Genomic DNA, 17,055 nt, shown 5'->3' on the forward strand with positions numbered 1-17,055 from the left:
ATCGAACACGTCCTGGCCGGGCACCCCGGAGTGGCCCGGGCGGCGGTCGTGGTCCGCGAGGACCAGAAGGGCGAACAGCGCCTGGTGGCCTACGTGGCGCCCGACCCGGACGCCGCGGTGGCCGATGCCGAGGCCCAGGTGGACGAGTGGCGCCAGGTCTACGACGAGGGCTACGCCGACTCCGCCGAAGTGGCCTGGGGCGAGGACTTCCACGGCTGGCGGTCGGTGTACGACGGCGAGCCGATCCCGGTCGGGCAGATGCGGGAGTGGCGGGACGCGGCGGTGGCACAGGTGCTGCGGTTCGCACCGCGCCGGGTGCTGGAGGTCGGTGTGGGCTCCGGTCTGCTCCTCTCCAGGATCGTCGGCGAGGTCGAGGAGTACTGGGGCACCGACATCTCGGCCACGGTGGTGGACCGGCTGAGGGCGCAGACCGAACAGGCCGGCTACGGCGACCGGGTCCGGCTCGGCGCACAGGCCGCCCACGACGTCACCGGGCTGCCCCGCAACGCGTTCGACACCGTCGTCCTGAACTCGGTGGTCCAGTACTTCCCGAGCGCCGCGTACCTGGACCGGGTGCTGGGCGAGCTGATGGAGCTTCTCACGCCGGGCGGCCGGCTGATCGTCGGTGACGTCCGCAACGCCGCCACCCTGCGGCTGCTGACGACCGCGGAGAGGCGGGTGGCGCAGCCGCACGCCTCGCGCGGTGAGTTGCGGGCGCTGGTGGAACAGGCGCTGCTCGTCGAGCGGGAGCTGGTGGTGGCCCCGGAGTGGTTCGCCGAATGGGCGGCGGACCACTGTGCCGCGGCCGACATCCGGCTGAAGGAGGGGCGGGAGCACAACGAGCTGACCCGGCACCGCTACGAGGTCGTCCTGCACAAGCGGCCGGCCGACGTCCGCGACCTGGCCGCTGTGCCCGCGACGGCGTGGGGCCGCGACGTGTCCGGCCTGGCGGAGCTGGGAGCCGTGGCGGACCGGGCGGGCGACGGCCCGCTCCGGGTGACCGGCATACCCAACGCACGGCTGGTGGAGGAGGCCGCCGCCGCGTCCGCCGCCGGAGTCCTGACGACGGACGCCCCGCGGGGCCGACCGGTGGATCCGCAGGACCTCGCCGACTGGGCGCGGCGGCAGGGCCGGGACGCCGTCCTCACCTGGTCCGCCGAGGCCGTCCACTGCTTCGACGCGGTGCTGCTGCCCGCGCCGGGCAACGTCGGCCAGGGATTCCTTCCGGGCGGTAGCGCCGGGCGGAGCCTGACCAACGCACCCTCGCTGGCCAAGTCGCTCGGCCCGCTCCTGGCCGAGCTGCCCGAGTACCTGCGCGGGCGCCTTCCCGACTACATGGTCCCGGCCGCGATGGTGCCGCTCTCGGAGATCCCGCTGAATGCCGCCGGCAAGCTCGACCGGCGCGCGCTGCCCGCGGAGCACACCACCACCGTGGGCAGCCGGGAGCCGCGCAACTCCCACGAGGAGACGCTCTGCGCCCACTTCGGCGAGCTGCTCGGCCTGGAGAGGGTCGGTATCGACGACGACTTCTTCGTGCTCGGCGGGCACTCGCTGCTGGCCACCCGGCTCAGCGCCCGCATCCGCAAGGAGTTCGGCCTCGAGGTGCCGCTCCGGACGATCATCCAGTACCCGACGGTGGCCGAACTGGCGGCGCTGGTGCTCATCGGCGGGATCCCCGACGACCACGGCGGCTCGTTCGAGGTCGTGCTGCCGCTCAACAGGGATCCGGGCACGGGCAAGCCGCCGGTGTGGTTCTTCCACGGCGGGGGCGGTCTCGGCTGGGCGTACTTCACCTTCGCGCCGTACCTGCAGGACCGCCCGGCCTACGCACTGCAGTCCCGCGGCTCCGACGGCATCGACCCGCCGGCCGGGTCGGTGCAGGAGATGGTGGACGACTACCTCGCCGAGATCCTCAGGATCCAGCCGGAAGGCCCCTTCCACCTCGTCGGCTGGTCCTACGGCGGCCCGCTCGCGCACGCCGTCGCGGTGGCGCTGGACCAGCGCGGGCATCGGGTCGGTCTCGTCGCCGTCCTGGACTCCCAGCCCGCGACCACCCGTCCGGAGAGCGGGTTCAAGCAGGTGTCCGGCAGAACACCGGACCTCTACCGGGCGGACGTCGAGGAGATCTTCGGCCAGTTCATGAACACCGGCAACATGGACAGCTTCCTTGCGACGATGTCGAAGGTGGGGGCCAACAACCTGAACAGGATGGGCGACTTCGAATCACCGGTCTACCGCGGCGATCTGCTGTATTTCAACGCCAAGCTGGACAAGACCGAGGAGATCCCCTCCTGGGGCCCCGACTGGCGTCCGCATGTCCTGGGCTCCATCGAGGAGTACGAGGTGGACGCCACCCACCACGACCTGCACATGCCCGAGCCGGCCGGCCAGATCATGCGGGTCATCGCCGGAAAGCTGGCGCAGTGACCGGGTCCGACGGACCGTCGACAGGACGAACGGGGTTGGCCGCGGTGACAGAGTCCGACGGGCGCTTGCCGGTGCCGGAACGGGACCGGACCGCGCTGCTGTGTGCGCCGTTCGCAGGAGCGGGACCGTCCTTCTTCCACCCGTGGCGGGCACTGTCCGGCGACCGGTGGCGCGTGGTACCGGTCGGACTCCCCGGCCGGGAGCGGCGGATCCTCGAGACGCCGTACCGGAACGTCGTGGAGGCGGCCGAGAACTCGGCCGACGACCTCGTTGCGGAGCTCGGCGCGGGGGCGCGGGCCGTGCTGTTCGGGCACAGCCTGGGCGCGGTGCTCGCCTACGAGCTGACGCATCTGCTGAGCGCGCGCGGGGTGCACGTCGAGCGCCTGGTCGTCAGTGGTTCGCCGGGTCCGTGGACCCAGCGGGAGAGACGGGCCACGGGGCTCGAGGACGAGGAGTTCCTCGCCCGGGTCGAGGAGTTCGCGGGGTTCCGGCACGAGGCCCTCGACCACCCGGAGATGCGTGAACTGATTCTCCCCGTGCTCCAGGCCGACTGTGAGATGCACGAGAACTACGTGCCCAGCACCGACGAACCGGTCGCGGTGCCGATCTGCTCGGTCCGGGGCTCCTCCGACGGGCTGGTCGGCGCGGACCAGGCACAGGAGTGGGCGAAGGCGACCACGGGCGCCTTCAGTTACGCGGAGCTCCCCGGAGACCACATGTACCTGGTCGATCGCGGCCGCGAGGTACTGGACCTGATCGAGACGGAGTCCGTCCGGGGCCGTCGGGCCCGTGCGTCGGAGCACGCCGGGACGCGGGGAGCGGCAGGCCCCGTTCACCGCCCTGACGACGGTCCCGTGACTGTCCCGTCAGCGGGACATCCGCGTCTCGCCGACGGCGCCGACGCACTGCGGGAACGGTGTGTTTCACCGGATCCGCGGCTCCGCAGGGAATGAGCTCCGGCGTTTTCTGCCGGCGATTCGGCCGAGACCTCCCAGGCACCATGAGAACGTTGACACCCTCCAATGAGGCGGACAGAGTATTGAACTGCTGGGGAACTGGCGAAAAGGCGCGGAGAGTATAGCCGCGACCGGCCGGCCGGAGTTGGCCGGCCCGGTGATCGCCGTCGGCGTGAATGCCGTTCTCGTGCGTGCGGACGAGCCTCTGGAACGCACCGCAGGCATGCAGTACCTCACACCCGAAAAGGAAGTGACGCATGAAAACACTTGACGAGGGTGCTCTGGACAAGGCCGGGGCGGAATACGCCGAGCAGGGCTTCTCCATCATCCGCAATGTCGTGCCACGGGATCTCCTGGACGAGGTGCGTGCCCACGTCGAATGGCTCACCGGAAAGTATCCGGATCTGCGTCCGGAGCATCTCCACCACCCGCTGATCCGCAATGACGCCTTCTGGGCCCGTCTGGTCTCGGATTCCCGTCTGGTGGACATCGCGGAGTTCTTCCTCGGACCGGACCTGGCGTGCTTCACCGCCCACTACATATGCAAGCCCCCGCACGACGGACAGCCGGTGCTGTGGCACCAGGACGGCGCGTACTGGACGCTGAGCCCCATGGAGGCACTGACGGTGTGGCTGGCCGTCGACGAGAGCACCACGGAGAACGGCTGCCTGCGGATGATTCCCGGCAGCCACGAGCTGCCGCTGCACAAGCCGCTCGTCCGCACGGACGAGCCCAACATGCTGTTCTCCACGTCCGACGAGGCCCTGGTGCAGGAATGGGCGGACAAGCGCGGCGTCGTGGACATCGAACTCCAGCCGGGCGACGTCTCGATCCACCACCCCCATCTGCTGCACCACTCGGAGGCGAACACCTCCGCCCAGCGGCGGTGCGGGCTCGACATCGGCTACATCTCGACGACCACGCGGATCCACAGCGAGGGGATCTACCTCGATCCGCTGCTCGTCCGCGGGACCGACGCCGCCGCCCGGAACAAGTACCGTCCGTTCCCCGCCTATCAGGAGGGCGAGACGATCCCCTTCGCCGGACGGGACGAGTGGGACGAGAAGGTGGCCGCGCTCAACGAGACGCTCCCGTCGGCCTCGTGGGACCTGTCCCGGGAGAGCCCGATCGAGACGACCCGGCACATGATCGACCGGCTGCGCGAAGGCACCGTGAAGAACTGATCGCGGGCGCACCGCCGACGGCCGGCCCGGGCAGGCGGGCAGACCGCGGGGCCGGCGGCCGGGCGCCGGCGGGGCAGTCCGGAGCGGCGGCTGCCCGCCAGGTCCCGGACCCGGCGGACGGCCGTGGCCCGTCACCAGACGAACGCCTCCCCGTCGCCCCGCTTCTCGATACAGTACGTACGGAAGGCCCGGGCCTTCGCCACCATGGCGTCGTCCCCGGTGAGCCGCGCGGCCTCCACGTACCAGTCGAACGCCGCGGTGGCGTGTGCGCGCCGCTCGAAGTGCAGCTCGGCGAACCGGCGGAAGGCCGGCCGCATGGTCGTCGGAGTGAAGTCCCGCCCGGAGCGGATGAGTTCCCGGAGCTCCGCGTCGGTCGGATCCGGGCGCTCGACGATGCGGACCGGCTCGGCCGCGGGGACGTCGTTGCGGATCGCGACGGGCTCCTCGGCGTCCGCGAAGTCGAGGCAGAGGGAGAGCCGGGCGGTCCGGGCGGTGCTCCGTGCGGAGTGCGGGTCGGTCGAGTGGATCTTCCACACCTCACCACGGCGGATGTGGTACACCGAGTCGTTCTCGGAGTGGAGGGACTCCTCGCTGGTGCGCAGCGGAATCTGAAGCCTGGTGCCCGGCTCGGAGAACTCGAGGAAGTCCACGTGCGGCGAGATGAGTCCGTCGCGGAGACTGAAGACCCGCACCCACTGCAGCCGGTCCAGCGGGAAGCTGTCGGTCACCAGCGACATGATGCCCGGCAGCTGCTTGCCCAGGTCGGTCAGGGTCAGCCGGCCGCCGTGCGGACGGAAGGCGGTGTCGGAGTCGGCGCCGGTGCCGTTCGCCAGCACATGGGACGACCAGGACCCGAAGGTGAAGGCGTCGTAGTCGCCACCGTACTCGTGACGATCCACGACTGACAGTTCGGATTCCAGGTCGTACGAGTCGACGGGTAGCACTGCAAGCCGTTGCGACTTGAGCAAAAGAATCCCCTCCCGCAGCTGGTTGTCTGATGCACGCGGAGGTTTCTCGAGATCCCTCCGGAGCGTCACAGTAATTCTTCCGAAATACGATGGCAATGACGTGGCCGCGGGCCGGGGACATGGCCGCTCACCGGGGTGTTCGACCGGTGCGGGCCGAGGTGCCGCGCCCCCGGCCGGCACGCGGCTGTGGCCGTGGCTGCCCGAGGATGGCACCATGGGCCGCCGTGAACTCTCCCGGGTGTCCTGTCGGCGGGACAACGGGTGTTCGTCCGGTGCCCGCACCGCCCTCTCCTGCGGTGCCGGACACCGGCCTTCCGTAATTCATGTCGGAGCTTTAGTCTCGTCCCGACCCGCCATTCAGAGAATACGTCCGCGGAGTGGGCCTTCGTGTCCGGCCGTGTCCGGCAGAGAAAGGGAAGGATGGCGATGGAATTGCGGCTGCGGGCTCACCGGCAGGGTGGACATGGTGAGGAGCCGGCACCACAGGCGGATCCTGCGGGAACGTCGGAATCGCTGGTGCTGGAGATCAACGCGCTGTGGGGGGAACACCTCGGCTGCGAGGTCGGCGCGGACGACGACTTCTTCGCGCTCGGCGGCAATTCGCTGATCGGGATCAGGATCATCGAGCGACTGGTCCAGCAGTACGGCGTCGAACTGTCCGTACGCGACTTCTACCTGGCACAGACCCCGGCCCGGGTCGCCGAACTGATCGAGCAGGGGAGGGCGCGGACGTGAGGCTGACGCCCGGAGCCCCACACGACATCGACCTCGACCGCGTCGACCTGTTCGACCTGGACCTCTACACCTCCGGCGACCCGCACCCCGTCTGGGACGTCATGCGGGAGAAGGCCCCCCTGCACCACCAGGTCCTGCCGGACGGCCGGGAGTTCTGGTCCGTGACGCGTTACGAGGACGTCTGCCGGGTCCTCGGCGACCACCGCGAGTTCACCTCGGAGCGCGGCACGGTCGTCACCCACCTCGGGGTCGACGACGTGGCGGCGGGCAAGCTGATGACCTCCACCGACCCGCCGCGGCACACCCAGGTCCGCAGGGCGATCGGCTCCAGACTCACCGCGCGTGCCGTGGCCCCCTGGGAGGACCGGATCCGGCAGGCGGTCGTGCGGTTCCTCGAACCGGCGCTCGACGGTGCGACCTTCGACCTGGCCGAGCAGGCGCTGCGCCTCCCGGCCCTGGTCACCGGCCCGCTGCTCGGTATCCCGGAGCGTGACTGGGACGAGCTCGTGCAGCTGACCGCGATGGTCACGGCCCCCTCGGACCCGCACTTCCGGCACGGAAGCGAGGCCGCGACACTGGCCATCTCCCACCACGAACTGGTCGCCTATGTCACGGAACGGGTCAAGCGGCGCAGGGCTGCCGGGGATGAGGACGGGAGTCTGCTCGACCACCTCATGAGCGTCCACGCCGGGGACGCGCCGCTGACCGACGAGGAGATCGCCCTCAACGGCTACAGCATCCTGCTCGGCGCCAACGTGACGACCCCTCACACCGTCTCGGGCACGGTGCTCGCGCTCGTCGAGCGGCCCGAGCAGTTCGAGAAGGCGCAGGCCGACCCGTCACTCGTCCCGAACCTGGTCGAGGAGGGGCTGCGCTGGACCTCGGCCGCCTGCAACTTCATGCGGTACGCGGTGGGCGACACCCGGATCGGCGGGGGCACCGTCCCGGCCGGCGGGGCCGTCGTCGCGTGGATCGGTTCGGCCAACCGGGACGCCTCCCGGTTCACCGACCCCCATGCGTTCGACATCACCCGGAGCGGCGCGAAGCGGCAGGTCGCGTTCGGGTTCGGGGCGCACTTCTGCATCGGCGCGCCGCTGGCCCGGCTGACCCTGCGCGTCTTCTTCGAGGAACTGCTCCAGCGGTGCGGATCCATCGGACTCGACGGCGAACCGGAGCATCTGCGGTCGTACTTCATCGCCGGGATGACCCACCTCCCCATCGTCGCGCAGAAACGAAAGACGCCATGACATCCGGCCCCACCGCCGCCACGGCACCGTGGTTCCTCCGGCCGCCGTCCACGGCCGGCCATGCCGCCCGGATCTTCTGCTTCCCCTTCTCCGGGGCCGGAGCCTCGGCCTTCAGCGCCTGGCCGCCCGCGGTCGACGGCGTCGAGGTCTGCCCGGTGCAGTTCCCCGGCCGGGAGAACCGGATGGGCGAACCCCACTACGGCACCTACGAGGAGCTCGCCGCCGGACTCGTGGAGGCGCTGGTGCCGCTGCTCGACCGTCCCTACGCGTTCTTCGGGCACTGCGCGGGAGCGCTGCCCGCGTTCGAGACCCTGGTCCGGCTCGCCGACCGGGGCCTGCCCCCGCCCGACCGCTTCTTCGTGTCCGGCCAGCCGGCCCCGCACCACGCCTCGGGCGACCGGATGCTCACCATGACCGAGTCCGAACTGCGGGCCGAGCTGGAGTCCTTCCTCCGCGGCCGGGGGATCGAGCCGCGGCCGGACATGGTCGACATGGGCCTGGCCGTACTGCTCGAGGACCATGCCGCCGCGGGCGCCTACCGCCGCGCGGAGCCGGCGGCCCTCCCCTGCCCGATCGTCGTCCTGCACTGGCGGGACGACCCCGACGTGAGCCTCGACCAGCTGGAGGCGTGGCGTCCGTACGCGGAGTCCGTCGACATCCGGGTCGTCGACGGCGGCCACTACGACTTCATGGACGCGCCGGACGGACTGCTGACGCTGCTGACCTCCTGGCGCTGACCACGGCACCACCCGTGGGAGCCGCGGGCCCAGGCAACCGGAAGGGATTCCTATGAGTGGCGCAGCAGCCACCGGTATCGCCGTCATCGGGATGTCGTGCCGCTTTCCCGGGGTGCGGAACCCGGGGGAGTTCTGGCGCCTGCTGCTCGACGGGCGGTCGACCGTCGGAACGTTCCCGGAGCAGCGGGCGGCCGGCACCCCGCACCCGCCGCACCCGGACGCCGCCATCCTGAACTCGGGTTCGTTCCTCGACGCGATCGACGGGTTCGACGCCGAGTTCTTCGGGACGGGCGCGGCGGAGGCGGCCGCCATGGACCCCGTGCAGCGACTGGGGCTGGAACTCGCCTGGGAGGCCGTCGAGGACGCCCGAATCCCGGCGGGCGCACTCGCCGGCCGGGAGATCGACGTGGTGGTCGGCAGCGCGCCCTCCGGGTACGACCTGCTGCGCAAGCTGTCCGGCAGCGACCGGGACGACCACTACGCCGCGCTCGGCTCCGGGGGCGCGCTGATCGCGAACCGGATCTCCAGCCTGTTCGACGTGCGCGGCATGAGCCTGTGCGCGGACTCGGGCCAGTCCTCCTCCCTGGTGTCGCTGGCCCTGACGTGCGACCGGATACACGGCGGCGCGGTCGACATGGCCCTGGCCGGTGGTGTCGAGCTGATCGTCGATCCGGAGGCCGGGCTGGGCCTGGCGAACCTGGGCGCGCTCTCGCCCGACGGCCGCTGCTTCGCCTTCGACGCACGCGCCAGTGGGTTCGTCCGGGGCGAGGGCGGGGCGTTCGTGCTGCTGAAGCGGCTCGACCTCGCCGTCGCCGACGGCGATCACATCTACGCGGTGGTGCGCGGCTGGGGGGTCGGCAGCGGGGGCGCGTCCAGCCGGATGCCCGATCCCAGCCCCCGCGCACAGGCGGCGGCCGTGCTGTCCGCCCTGGAACGCGCGGCCGTCCCGTTCGACAGCGTCGACTACGTCGAGGCCCACGGCACCGGCACCCGCCTCGGCGATCCGGCCGAGGCGTCCGGTCTGCGCGAGGTGTTCCGGGCGACCGGCCGCAGCCGCCCCCTGACGATCGGCTCGGTGAAGACGAACGTCGGGCACCTGGAGCCCGCCGCGGGAATCGCCGGCTTCGTGAAGGCGGCCCTCTGCGTGGCGCACGGCCGGCTGGTCCCGAGCCTGAACTACGCGTCACCGAACCCCGCCATCCCGGACTTCCACCGGGACTTCGAGGTCCTCCGCGCCGCGCGGCCCTGGACGCGTGCGCCCGGCCGGCCGAGAAGGGCGGGGGTGTCGGCGTTCGGCCTGGGCGGGACCAACGCCCACGTCGTCCTCGAACAGGCCCCCGACGCGCCGCCGGCGCCCCGTGACGCGGACCGGGACCGCATCCCCGAGCACCGGTCCGGGGTGCTGCCGTGGGTGCTGTCGGCGCGGTCGGAGGCGGCCCTGCGGGAACAGGCGGCCCGGTTGCGTGACTTCGTGGCCGCCGACGAGTCGCTGTCCACCGCCGACGTGGGGCACTCGCTGGTGTCGACCCGGGCGCTGCTCGAGCACCGGGCGGTGGTGCTCGGCAGCGGGCGCGCGGATACGCTGGCCGGTCTGGAGCTGGTGGCGGCGGGCACGGCCGCGGCACGGGCGGTGCACGGGGCGGCCTCCGGGCCGGTGGGACCGGTCGTCTTCGTGTTCCCCGGGCAGGGCTCCCAGTGGCTCGGCATGGGACGCCGGCTGTACGCGGAGTCGGCGGAGTTCGCGGGCGGGATCGACGCCTGTGCGCGGGCCCTGGCGCCGTGGGTCGACTGGTCGCTGGTGGACGTGGTGACCGGCGCGGAGTCCGCCGCGTCGCTGGACCGGATCGACGTCGTCCAGCCCGCGTTGTTCGCGATGATGGTGTCGCTGGCCCGGGTGTGGCGCGCGCTCGGCGTGGTCCCCGACGCCGTGGTGGGGCACTCGCAGGGCGAGATCGCCGCGGCCTGCGTGGCGGGCGCGCTCCCGGTCGAGGACGCGGCGCGGCTCGTGGCGCTGCGCAGCCTCGAACTGACCGAGCTGGCCGGCACCGGCGGGATGAGCGCGGTGTCCGCGTCCCCCGCATGGGTGCGCGAGCGGCTGCTGAGGTGGTCCGGCCGGCTCTCCACCGCCGCGGTCAACGGTCCGGCGTCGGTGGTGGTCTCCGGGGACGACGAGGCGCTCGACCGGTTCGCGGCGACCGCGGCCGAGGACGGCGTCCGGGTGCGGCGCGTCAGGGTGGACTACGCCTCGCACTCCCACCACGTCGAACGCATCCGCGACCGGCTCGTCGAGGCCGCCTCCGGACTCACGCCGAGGACTTCGGCGGTGGAGTTCTGGTCCACGGTCACCGGGGGACCGCTCGACACACAGGAGCTCGACGGCTCGTACTGGTACGACAATCTGCGCTCGACGGTGCGGTTCGGCCAGGTCGTCGAAGCGCTGATGCGGGACCGCGGCGGGGTGTTCGTGGAGGTCAGCCCGCATCCGGTGCTCGAGGTGGCGATGGCGGAGACCGCCGACGCGCTGGCCGCCTCGCCGGTGGTGGTGGGCACCCTGCACAAGGACGACGGGAGCGCCGGCAGGATCCTGGCGTCACTCGCCGAACTGCATGTGCGCGGGGTGCCGGTGCACTGGGAGGCGGTGTTCGCCCCGCACCGGCCGCGCCGGGTCGGCCTGCCGACCTACGCGTTCCAGCGGCGGCGGTACTGGCTGACGGCGCCCGACGGCACCGGCACCGGCACCGCCGACCCCGTCACCGCCGCCGACCCGGGCGGGGCGGCGGAAGCGGACTCGGAACCCGCGGTCCTCGGTCTGGTGTGCGCCGAGGCGGCGGGCGTGCTGGGCGCTACCGGTCCGCAACCGACGGCCGCCGACCTCGCGGCACGGGCGGACGACACGTTCAAGGACCTGGGACTCGAGTCCTCGGCGGCCGTACGGCTGCGCAACCGGCTCACCGCGGCGACCGGCGTACGGCTCTCGGCCACCGTCGCGTTCACCCACCCCACCCCCCGGAGGCTCGCTCGGCACCTCTTCTCCCTTCTCGCGCCGGAGGTGCCCGAGGCACCCGCGGCGGCCCAGGAGACGCGCCGGGAAGACCGCAGCGACGACGAGCTGTACGCGCTGATCGAGCGCGGCTACGTGTAGCACCGCCCGTCCGCCCCGTCATCGGTGAAGGAGACCCAGTGGAGGATGTCGACAAGCTCCGGTCCTACTTGCGGCGCGCCGTCGGCGACGCGCAGCAACTGCGCGAGCGGGTACGCGCGCTGGAGGAGTCGGCTCGCGAGCCCGTGGCGGTCGTGGGCGCGGGGTGCCGCTTCCCGGGCGGGGCGACGTCCCCCGAGGGACTGTGGGACGTGGTGTCCGCCGGGGTGGACGCGATGGGGGAGTTCCCGCGGGACCGCGGCTGGGACCTCGAGGCGCTGTACGACCCCGACCCCGGGGCGCACGGGAAGACCTACACCCGCTCGGGCGGATTCCTGTCCGGGCTGGCGGAGTTCGACGCGCCGTTCTTCGGTATCAGTCCGCGAGAGGCGCTGGCGATGGACCCGCAGCAGCGGCTGATGCTGGAGACCTCGTGGGAGGCGCTGGAACGCGCCGCGATCGACCCCGCCGGGCTGCGGGGTTCGGCCACCGGTGTGTTCACCGGGATCTACGCGGTCGACTACGGCCCCCGGATGGGCGGCGGTGCGGCCGCCGAGGTGGAGGGCTACGGGATCGCCGGCACGTACACCAGTGTGGCCTCCGGCCGGGTGGCGTACGTGCTGGGCCTCGAGGGTCCGGCGGTGTCGACGGACACCGCCTGCTCGTCGTCGCTTGTCGCCGTGCACCAGGCGGTGCGCTCCCTGCGCTCCGGGGAGTGCGGGCTGGCGCTGGCCGGCGGGGTGTCGGTGCTGCCGAGTCCCGGCCTGTTCGTGGAGGCCTCCCGGCAGCGGAGTCTGTCCGCCGACGGGCGCTGCAAGTCGTTCGCGGCGGCCGCCGACGGCACCGCCTGGGGCGAGGGTGCGGGCGTGCTGGTCCTGGAGCGGCTGTCGGACGCGCTGCGCAACCGGCGGCGGATCTGGGCGCTGATCCGGGGCTCGGCGGTCAACCAGGACGGCGCGTCCAACGGGCTGACCGCGCCGAACGGACCGGCCCAGCAGCGGGTCGTACGGGCGGCCCTGGCCGATGCCGGTCTCGCCCCCGGCGAAGTGGACGCGGTGGAGGCCCACGGGACCGGGACGAGGCTGGGCGACCCCATGGAGGCCGAGGCGCTGCTGGCCGTCTACGGGCAGGACCGGGAGCCCGGCAGCCCGCTCTGGCTGGGCTCGCTGAAGTCGAACATCGGCCACACGCAGGCGGCCGCGGGCGTCGGCGGCATCATCAAGATGATCATGGCGCTGCGCCACGGGGTCCTGCCCAGGACCCTGCACGTGGACCGCCCGACCCCGCACGTCGACTGGTCGGCAGGAGCGGTGGAACTGCTGACGGAGGCGAGGGACTGGTCCGGCACACCGGGACGGGCCCGGCGCGCGGGCGTGTCGTCCTTCGGGGTCAGCGGGACGAACGCGCACCTCGTTCTCGAGGAGGCGCCCGGAACAGCGGACGCCGCGGCCCCTCCGCGCACGGCCCCCGCCACCGGCCGGGCGTCCACCGATGCCCCGTGGGCGGTGCCGTGGGTGCTCTCGGCGCGGTCCGCCGAGGCCTTGCGGGAGCAGACGCTGCGCCTGCGGGACCACGTCGCCGCGGACCCGGAGCCGTCCGCCTCGGCGGTCGGGCACGCGCTGGTGGCGACGCGATCGCTGTTCGAGCACCGCCGGGTGGCGATCGGCGCGGACCGCGACGAACTGCTCGCCGGTCTGACGGCCGTCGCCGAGGGGGACCGGCATCCCCGGGGGGTGGTCTCCGGCGTCGCGCGGCCGGTGGGCGGGACGGTCCTCGTCTTCCCGGGCCAGGGGTGCCAGTGGGCGGGCATGGGACGCGAACTGTGGGAGACGAGCCCGGTCTTCGCCGAGCAGCTGCGCGCCTGTGCGCAAGCACTGGAGCCGTGGGTGTCCTGGTCGCTGATCGACACCGTGTGCGGCGGGCCGACGGCAGCGGACCTGGACCGGATCGACGTCGTCCAGCCCGTGCTCTTCGCCGTGATGGTGTCGCTGGCACGGGTGTGGCGTTCGCTGGGCGTGACCCCGGACGCCGTGATCGGCCACTCCCAGGGCGAGATCGCCGCGGCCTGCGTCGCCGGCTGCCTGACCCTGCGGGACGCGGCAAGGATCGTGGCCGTCCGGTCCCGGCTCCTCGCCACCGCCGCTCAGGACGGCGGCATGGCCGGGATCGTCGCGCAGGAGGACCGGGTCCGGGAGCTGATGGCGCCCTGGGGCTCCCGCGTCGCGGTCGCCGCGGTCAACGGGCCCTACTCGACGACGGTATCGGGCGAGGCCGGGGCGGTCGGCGAACTGGTGGCGGCCTGCGAGGCCCAGGGCGTACGCGCCCGGTGGATCCCGGCCGGCGTTCCCGGACACTCCCCGCTGATGGACCGGTTCGAGAAGCCGCTGCTGGACGAGCTGGCCCCGATCAGGCCCGTGTCCTCACCGGTGGTGTTCTGCTCGACAGTGACCGGCGGGCCGGTGGACGGCGCCGGGCTCGACGCGGCCTACTGGTTCCGCAACATGCGGGAACCGGTCCGGTTCGAAGCCGCCGTGAGAAGCCTGCTCGAACGCGATCACGGAGCGTTCATCGAGGTCAGTCCGCACCCGCTGCTCACCGTCAACATCCAGGAGATGCCCGACACCGTCCCCGGTGCCACCCGGGTGGTGACCGGTTCGCTCCGCCGCGGCCAGGGCGGGTTCGCGCGGCTCTACCGGTCCGCGGCAGAGGCCTTCGTGGCGGGCGTCGCCGTGTCGTGGCAGGCGGCCCTCCCCGACCCGGGCGGCCGTCGGGTCGAGCTGCCCACCTACCCGTTCCAGCGGCAGCGCTACTGGCTGGACACACCGCACGAGAGCACCACCGGGGGCACTTCGGACCATCCGCTCCTCGACACCGTGATCGACCTGCCGGACGACGGACAGCCCGGTGGAGTGGTCGCGGGCGGGCGCCTGGCGCCCGAGCGCCACCCGTGGCTCGCCGGCCACCTAGTCCACGGCGCCACCCTGGTGCCGGGAACGGCGCTGCTGGAGCTGGCGGTGTGGGCGGCACACCGCACCGGCCGCGACGTCGTGGACGAACTCACCCTGGAGAAGCCGCTGGTGCTGTCCCGCCCGGCCGGCCGCGAGATCCGCGTCGTGATCGACGGCGAGGGGGAGATCGGCGTGCACTCACGGGGCGAGGGCGAGGCCGGGTGGACCCGGAACGCCTCGGGGTCCGCCGGGTCCGGCACCGCAGGCGTCCGCCCGGCCGACGACCTCGCCGTCTGGCCCCCCGCAGGCGCGGTCCGGGTCCCCTTCGAGGAGGAGCACGACCGGCTGTCCGCCCTCGGCTTCACCCACGGGCCCCCGTACCGGGGGCCGAAGGAGGTGTGGCGCGCCGGCGAGACCCTGTTCGCGGAGGTGGAGCTGCCCGCGCCCGACGGTGCCGACCCGGGTGGCCGGTTCCGGATCCACCCCGCGCTGCTCGCCGCCGCGTTGCTCCCGGTCGGCCTGGGGCGGACCGGTGACGACGCCCCGCCCGAGGGGCGGCTGCCGTTCCGGTGCCGGGGCCTGCGCATGGCCTCCGGCGGGCCGGCCGCGCTGCGCGTCCGTCTCACGCCCGCGGGGCCGGACACGGTGTCCGTGACCCTCGCGGACCGGAACGGAGCTCCCGTCGGCGGCATCGAGTCGCTGAGCCTGCGGCCCGCGGACGTCGGGACGCCGACGGAACCGGGCCTCCACCACCACGACTCGCTGTTCCGGACGGACTGGGTTCCCCTTCCGCTCCCGACGCGCGACGTCACCGGTGGGTACGCGGTGCTGGGGGAGCCGACCGCGCTCACCGCGTTCCTGGGCCGGGACCGGCCGGTCCACGCCGGCCCCGCCGAGCTCGCCGCCTCCGGCGCGGAGACACCCCCGCTGGTCATCGCCGCCCTCGACCGCGAGGACGGCGGCGGCGACGCCCCGCCCGCAGCCGCCCGACGGAACCTCCACCGGGTGCTGCGCTGGACGCAGGAGTGGCTCGCCGACGACCGGTTCTCCGCGTCCCGCCTGGTCATCGTCACGCGGGCGGCGATCCACGACGACCAGGTGCCCCGCACCGACCCCGCAGCCGCCGCGGTCTGGGGATTCGTCCGCACCGCACAGACGGAGAATCCCGGCCGGTTCACGCTCCTGGACACGGACGACCGGACCGGCTCCTGGGCCCGCGTGGCGGCGGCGGCCGGCACCGGAGAGGACCAGCTCAGGATCAGAGCCGGTGCCGCGGCCGTCCCGCGACTCGCCCGCACCCACGCCGCGTCCGCCGGATCCGGCACCCCCGGCACGGCGCCGGACGTTCCCGCCCTCGGGGCCGGCACGGTGCTGATCACCGGTGGCACCAGCGGTCTGGGAGCCGTGCTGGCCCGCCATCTGGTGGAGCGGCACGGGGTGCGCCGCCTGCTGCTGACCAGCCGGCGCGGCGCGGCGGCCCCGGCCGCGGCCGGACTCCGCGAGACACTGACCGAGGCGGGTGCGTACGTCGAGATCGCGGCCTGTGACCTCACGCACCGGGAGTCCGTTGCCGAACTGATCGCCGCCGTTCCGGACGAGCACCCGCTGACCGCCGTGATCCACTGCGCGGCCGTACTGGACGACGGCGTCGTCGAGTCACTGACCGAGAGCCGTGTGGACGCGGTGCTCGCTCCCAAGGCACTCGGCGCCTGGCACCTGCACGAGGCCACCGGGCACCTGGAGCTGTCCGCGTTCGTGCTGTTCTCCTCGATCGCGAGCGTGCTCGGCACGGCGGGGCAGGCCGGCTACGCGGCAGCGAACGCATTCCTCAACGGCCTCGCGGAAGCCCGCCGCGCCGAGGGACTGCCCGCCGGCGCGCTCTGCTGGGGCTACTGGGCGGAACGCAGCGAGCTGGGCGCCGGCCTCGGCGAGGCGGACATCGCGCGCCTGCAGCGGCAGGGCGTGCGGCCGATGCCGTCCCGCGAAGGGCTCGCGCTCTTCGACGCGGCCATCGCGCGGGACGAGCCGGTGCTCATCCCCGCGCGACTCGAGCTGCCGGCGCCGGGATCGTCGCACACCGGCCGAGCGGGGTCGCCGCTCCTGCGCGGGCTGCTCCGGACGCCCGCCGGACCCGGCGGTCCCGGAGACCGGGAGAGCACCGGCAGCGGACTGGCGCAGCTGGTGAAGTCGCTGCCGCGGGCCGACGCGGAGGCGGTGGTGCGCGACGCGGTCCGGGCGCAGACGGCGCTCGTCCTCGGCCACGCCGACGGCGAACGGATCGGCCCCGCCGTCGCGTTCAGGGATCTGGGGATCGACTCGCTCACCGCGCTGGAACTGCGGAACAGACTGTCGGAGGCGACCGGCCTGGAACTGTCCGCCACGCTCGCGTTCGACCACCCGAACCCGAGCGCGCTCGCCCAGTTCCTGACCGGCCGCATCGCCCCCGCCTCCGGTGGCGCACCGGAATCCCCGGCCGGCCGGCTGGCCAGGGAGATCGAAGGGCTGGGCGCCCGCCTCGAGGAGGCCTTCCGCGGTCTCCCGGACGAGGACCGGGCCACTCTTTCCACGCTGCTCGGCCAGGTGCAGGGGCGGGTCCGCTCGATGGCGGGCGAGGCACCGGAGGCCGGCATCGTCGACCGGATCAGTTCGGCATCAGCTGGAGAGCTTCTCTCGCTGCTGGACCAGGAGCTCGGCTAGGGGAGAGCGATGACTGA

At 73.1% G+C, this 17,055-nt stretch carries 7 protein-coding genes and 2 pseudogenes; 8 read left to right on the forward strand and 1 reads right to left on the reverse strand.

Annotation, left to right across the window (positions count from 1 at the left end; all coding sequences use genetic code 11):
- From V5O46_RS28915 to V5O46_RS28925, 3 genes and pseudogenes are all read left to right on the forward strand, one after another.
- On the forward strand, nucleotides 1–2,427 hold a 2,427-nt coding region (locus V5O46_RS28915; protein WP_332887673.1), incomplete at its 5' end, for an alpha/beta fold hydrolase.
- 71 nt (nucleotides 2,428–2,498) lie between these two features.
- Nucleotides 2,499–3,209 (forward strand): annotated as a pseudogene (locus V5O46_RS28920) (thioesterase II family protein); the annotation flags it as partial.
- Between the two features lie 431 nt (nucleotides 3,210–3,640).
- Nucleotides 3,641–4,567 carry a phytanoyl-CoA dioxygenase family protein gene (locus tag V5O46_RS28925; protein ID WP_332887674.1) on the forward strand — a complete coding sequence of 309 codons (927 nt, stop codon included), beginning with the start codon at nucleotides 3,641–3,643 and terminating at the stop codon, nucleotides 4,565–4,567.
- 131 nt (nucleotides 4,568–4,698) lie between these two features.
- Here the strand turns inward: V5O46_RS28925 and V5O46_RS28930 are convergent, their stop codons facing one another.
- Nucleotides 4,699–5,751, reverse strand: coding sequence for a putative nonproteinogenic amino acid hydroxylase (locus V5O46_RS28930; protein WP_332887675.1), 1,053 nt, complete (start codon nucleotides 5,749–5,751; stop codon nucleotides 4,699–4,701).
- A 300-nt stretch (nucleotides 5,752–6,051) separates the two neighbouring features.
- On the opposite strand from V5O46_RS28930, the gene V5O46_RS28935 reads away from it, so the two are divergent.
- From V5O46_RS28935 to V5O46_RS28955, 5 genes and pseudogenes are all read left to right on the forward strand, one after another.
- A complete protein-coding gene (locus V5O46_RS28935) occupies nucleotides 6,052–6,270 on the forward strand; it encodes a phosphopantetheine-binding protein (RefSeq protein WP_332887676.1) in 219 nt (72 codons plus the stop codon).
- Complete coding sequence (locus tag V5O46_RS28940; protein ID WP_332887677.1) at nucleotides 6,267–7,517, forward strand: cytochrome P450; 1,251 nt, start codon at nucleotides 6,267–6,269, stop codon at nucleotides 7,515–7,517. The genes V5O46_RS28935 and V5O46_RS28940 overlap by 4 nt, the downstream gene beginning before the upstream one ends.
- On the forward strand, nucleotides 7,514–8,254 hold the full coding sequence (locus tag V5O46_RS28945; RefSeq protein ID WP_332887678.1) for a thioesterase II family protein: 741 nt from the start codon (nucleotides 7,514–7,516) through the stop codon (nucleotides 8,252–8,254). Before V5O46_RS28940 ends, V5O46_RS28945 begins: the two co-directional genes overlap by 4 nt.
- A gap of 52 nt (nucleotides 8,255–8,306) precedes the next feature.
- The gene (locus tag V5O46_RS28950; RefSeq protein WP_332887679.1) at nucleotides 8,307–11,396 is read left to right on the forward strand and encodes a type I polyketide synthase; all 3,090 of its coding nucleotides are present in this window, start codon (nucleotides 8,307–8,309) and stop codon (nucleotides 11,394–11,396) included.
- 50 nt (nucleotides 11,397–11,446) lie between these two features.
- Nucleotides 11,447–17,038: pseudogene (locus V5O46_RS28955) on the forward strand (SDR family NAD(P)-dependent oxidoreductase); the annotation flags it as partial.
- Nucleotides 17,039–17,055: the final 17 nt, after the last annotated feature.

Origin of the sequence: Streptomyces poriticola, from assembly GCF_036689765.1 — a bacterium.
Taxonomy (GTDB): Bacteria; Actinomycetota; Actinomycetes; order Streptomycetales; family Streptomycetaceae; genus Streptomyces; species Streptomyces poriticola.

Coding starts and splice junctions, on each gene's coding strand:
- V5O46_RS28925 (WP_332887674.1), top strand. CDS start 3,641: ATGAAAACACTTGACGAGGGTGCTCTGGACAAGGCCGGGGCGGAATAC.
- V5O46_RS28930 (WP_332887675.1), bottom strand. CDS start 5,751: ATGGTGCCATCCTCGGGCAGCCACGGCCACAGCCGCGTGCCGGCCGGG.
- V5O46_RS28945 (WP_332887678.1), top strand. CDS start 7,514: ATGACATCCGGCCCCACCGCCGCCACGGCACCGTGGTTCCTCCGGCCG.
- V5O46_RS28950 (WP_332887679.1), top strand. CDS start 8,307: ATGAGTGGCGCAGCAGCCACCGGTATCGCCGTCATCGGGATGTCGTGC.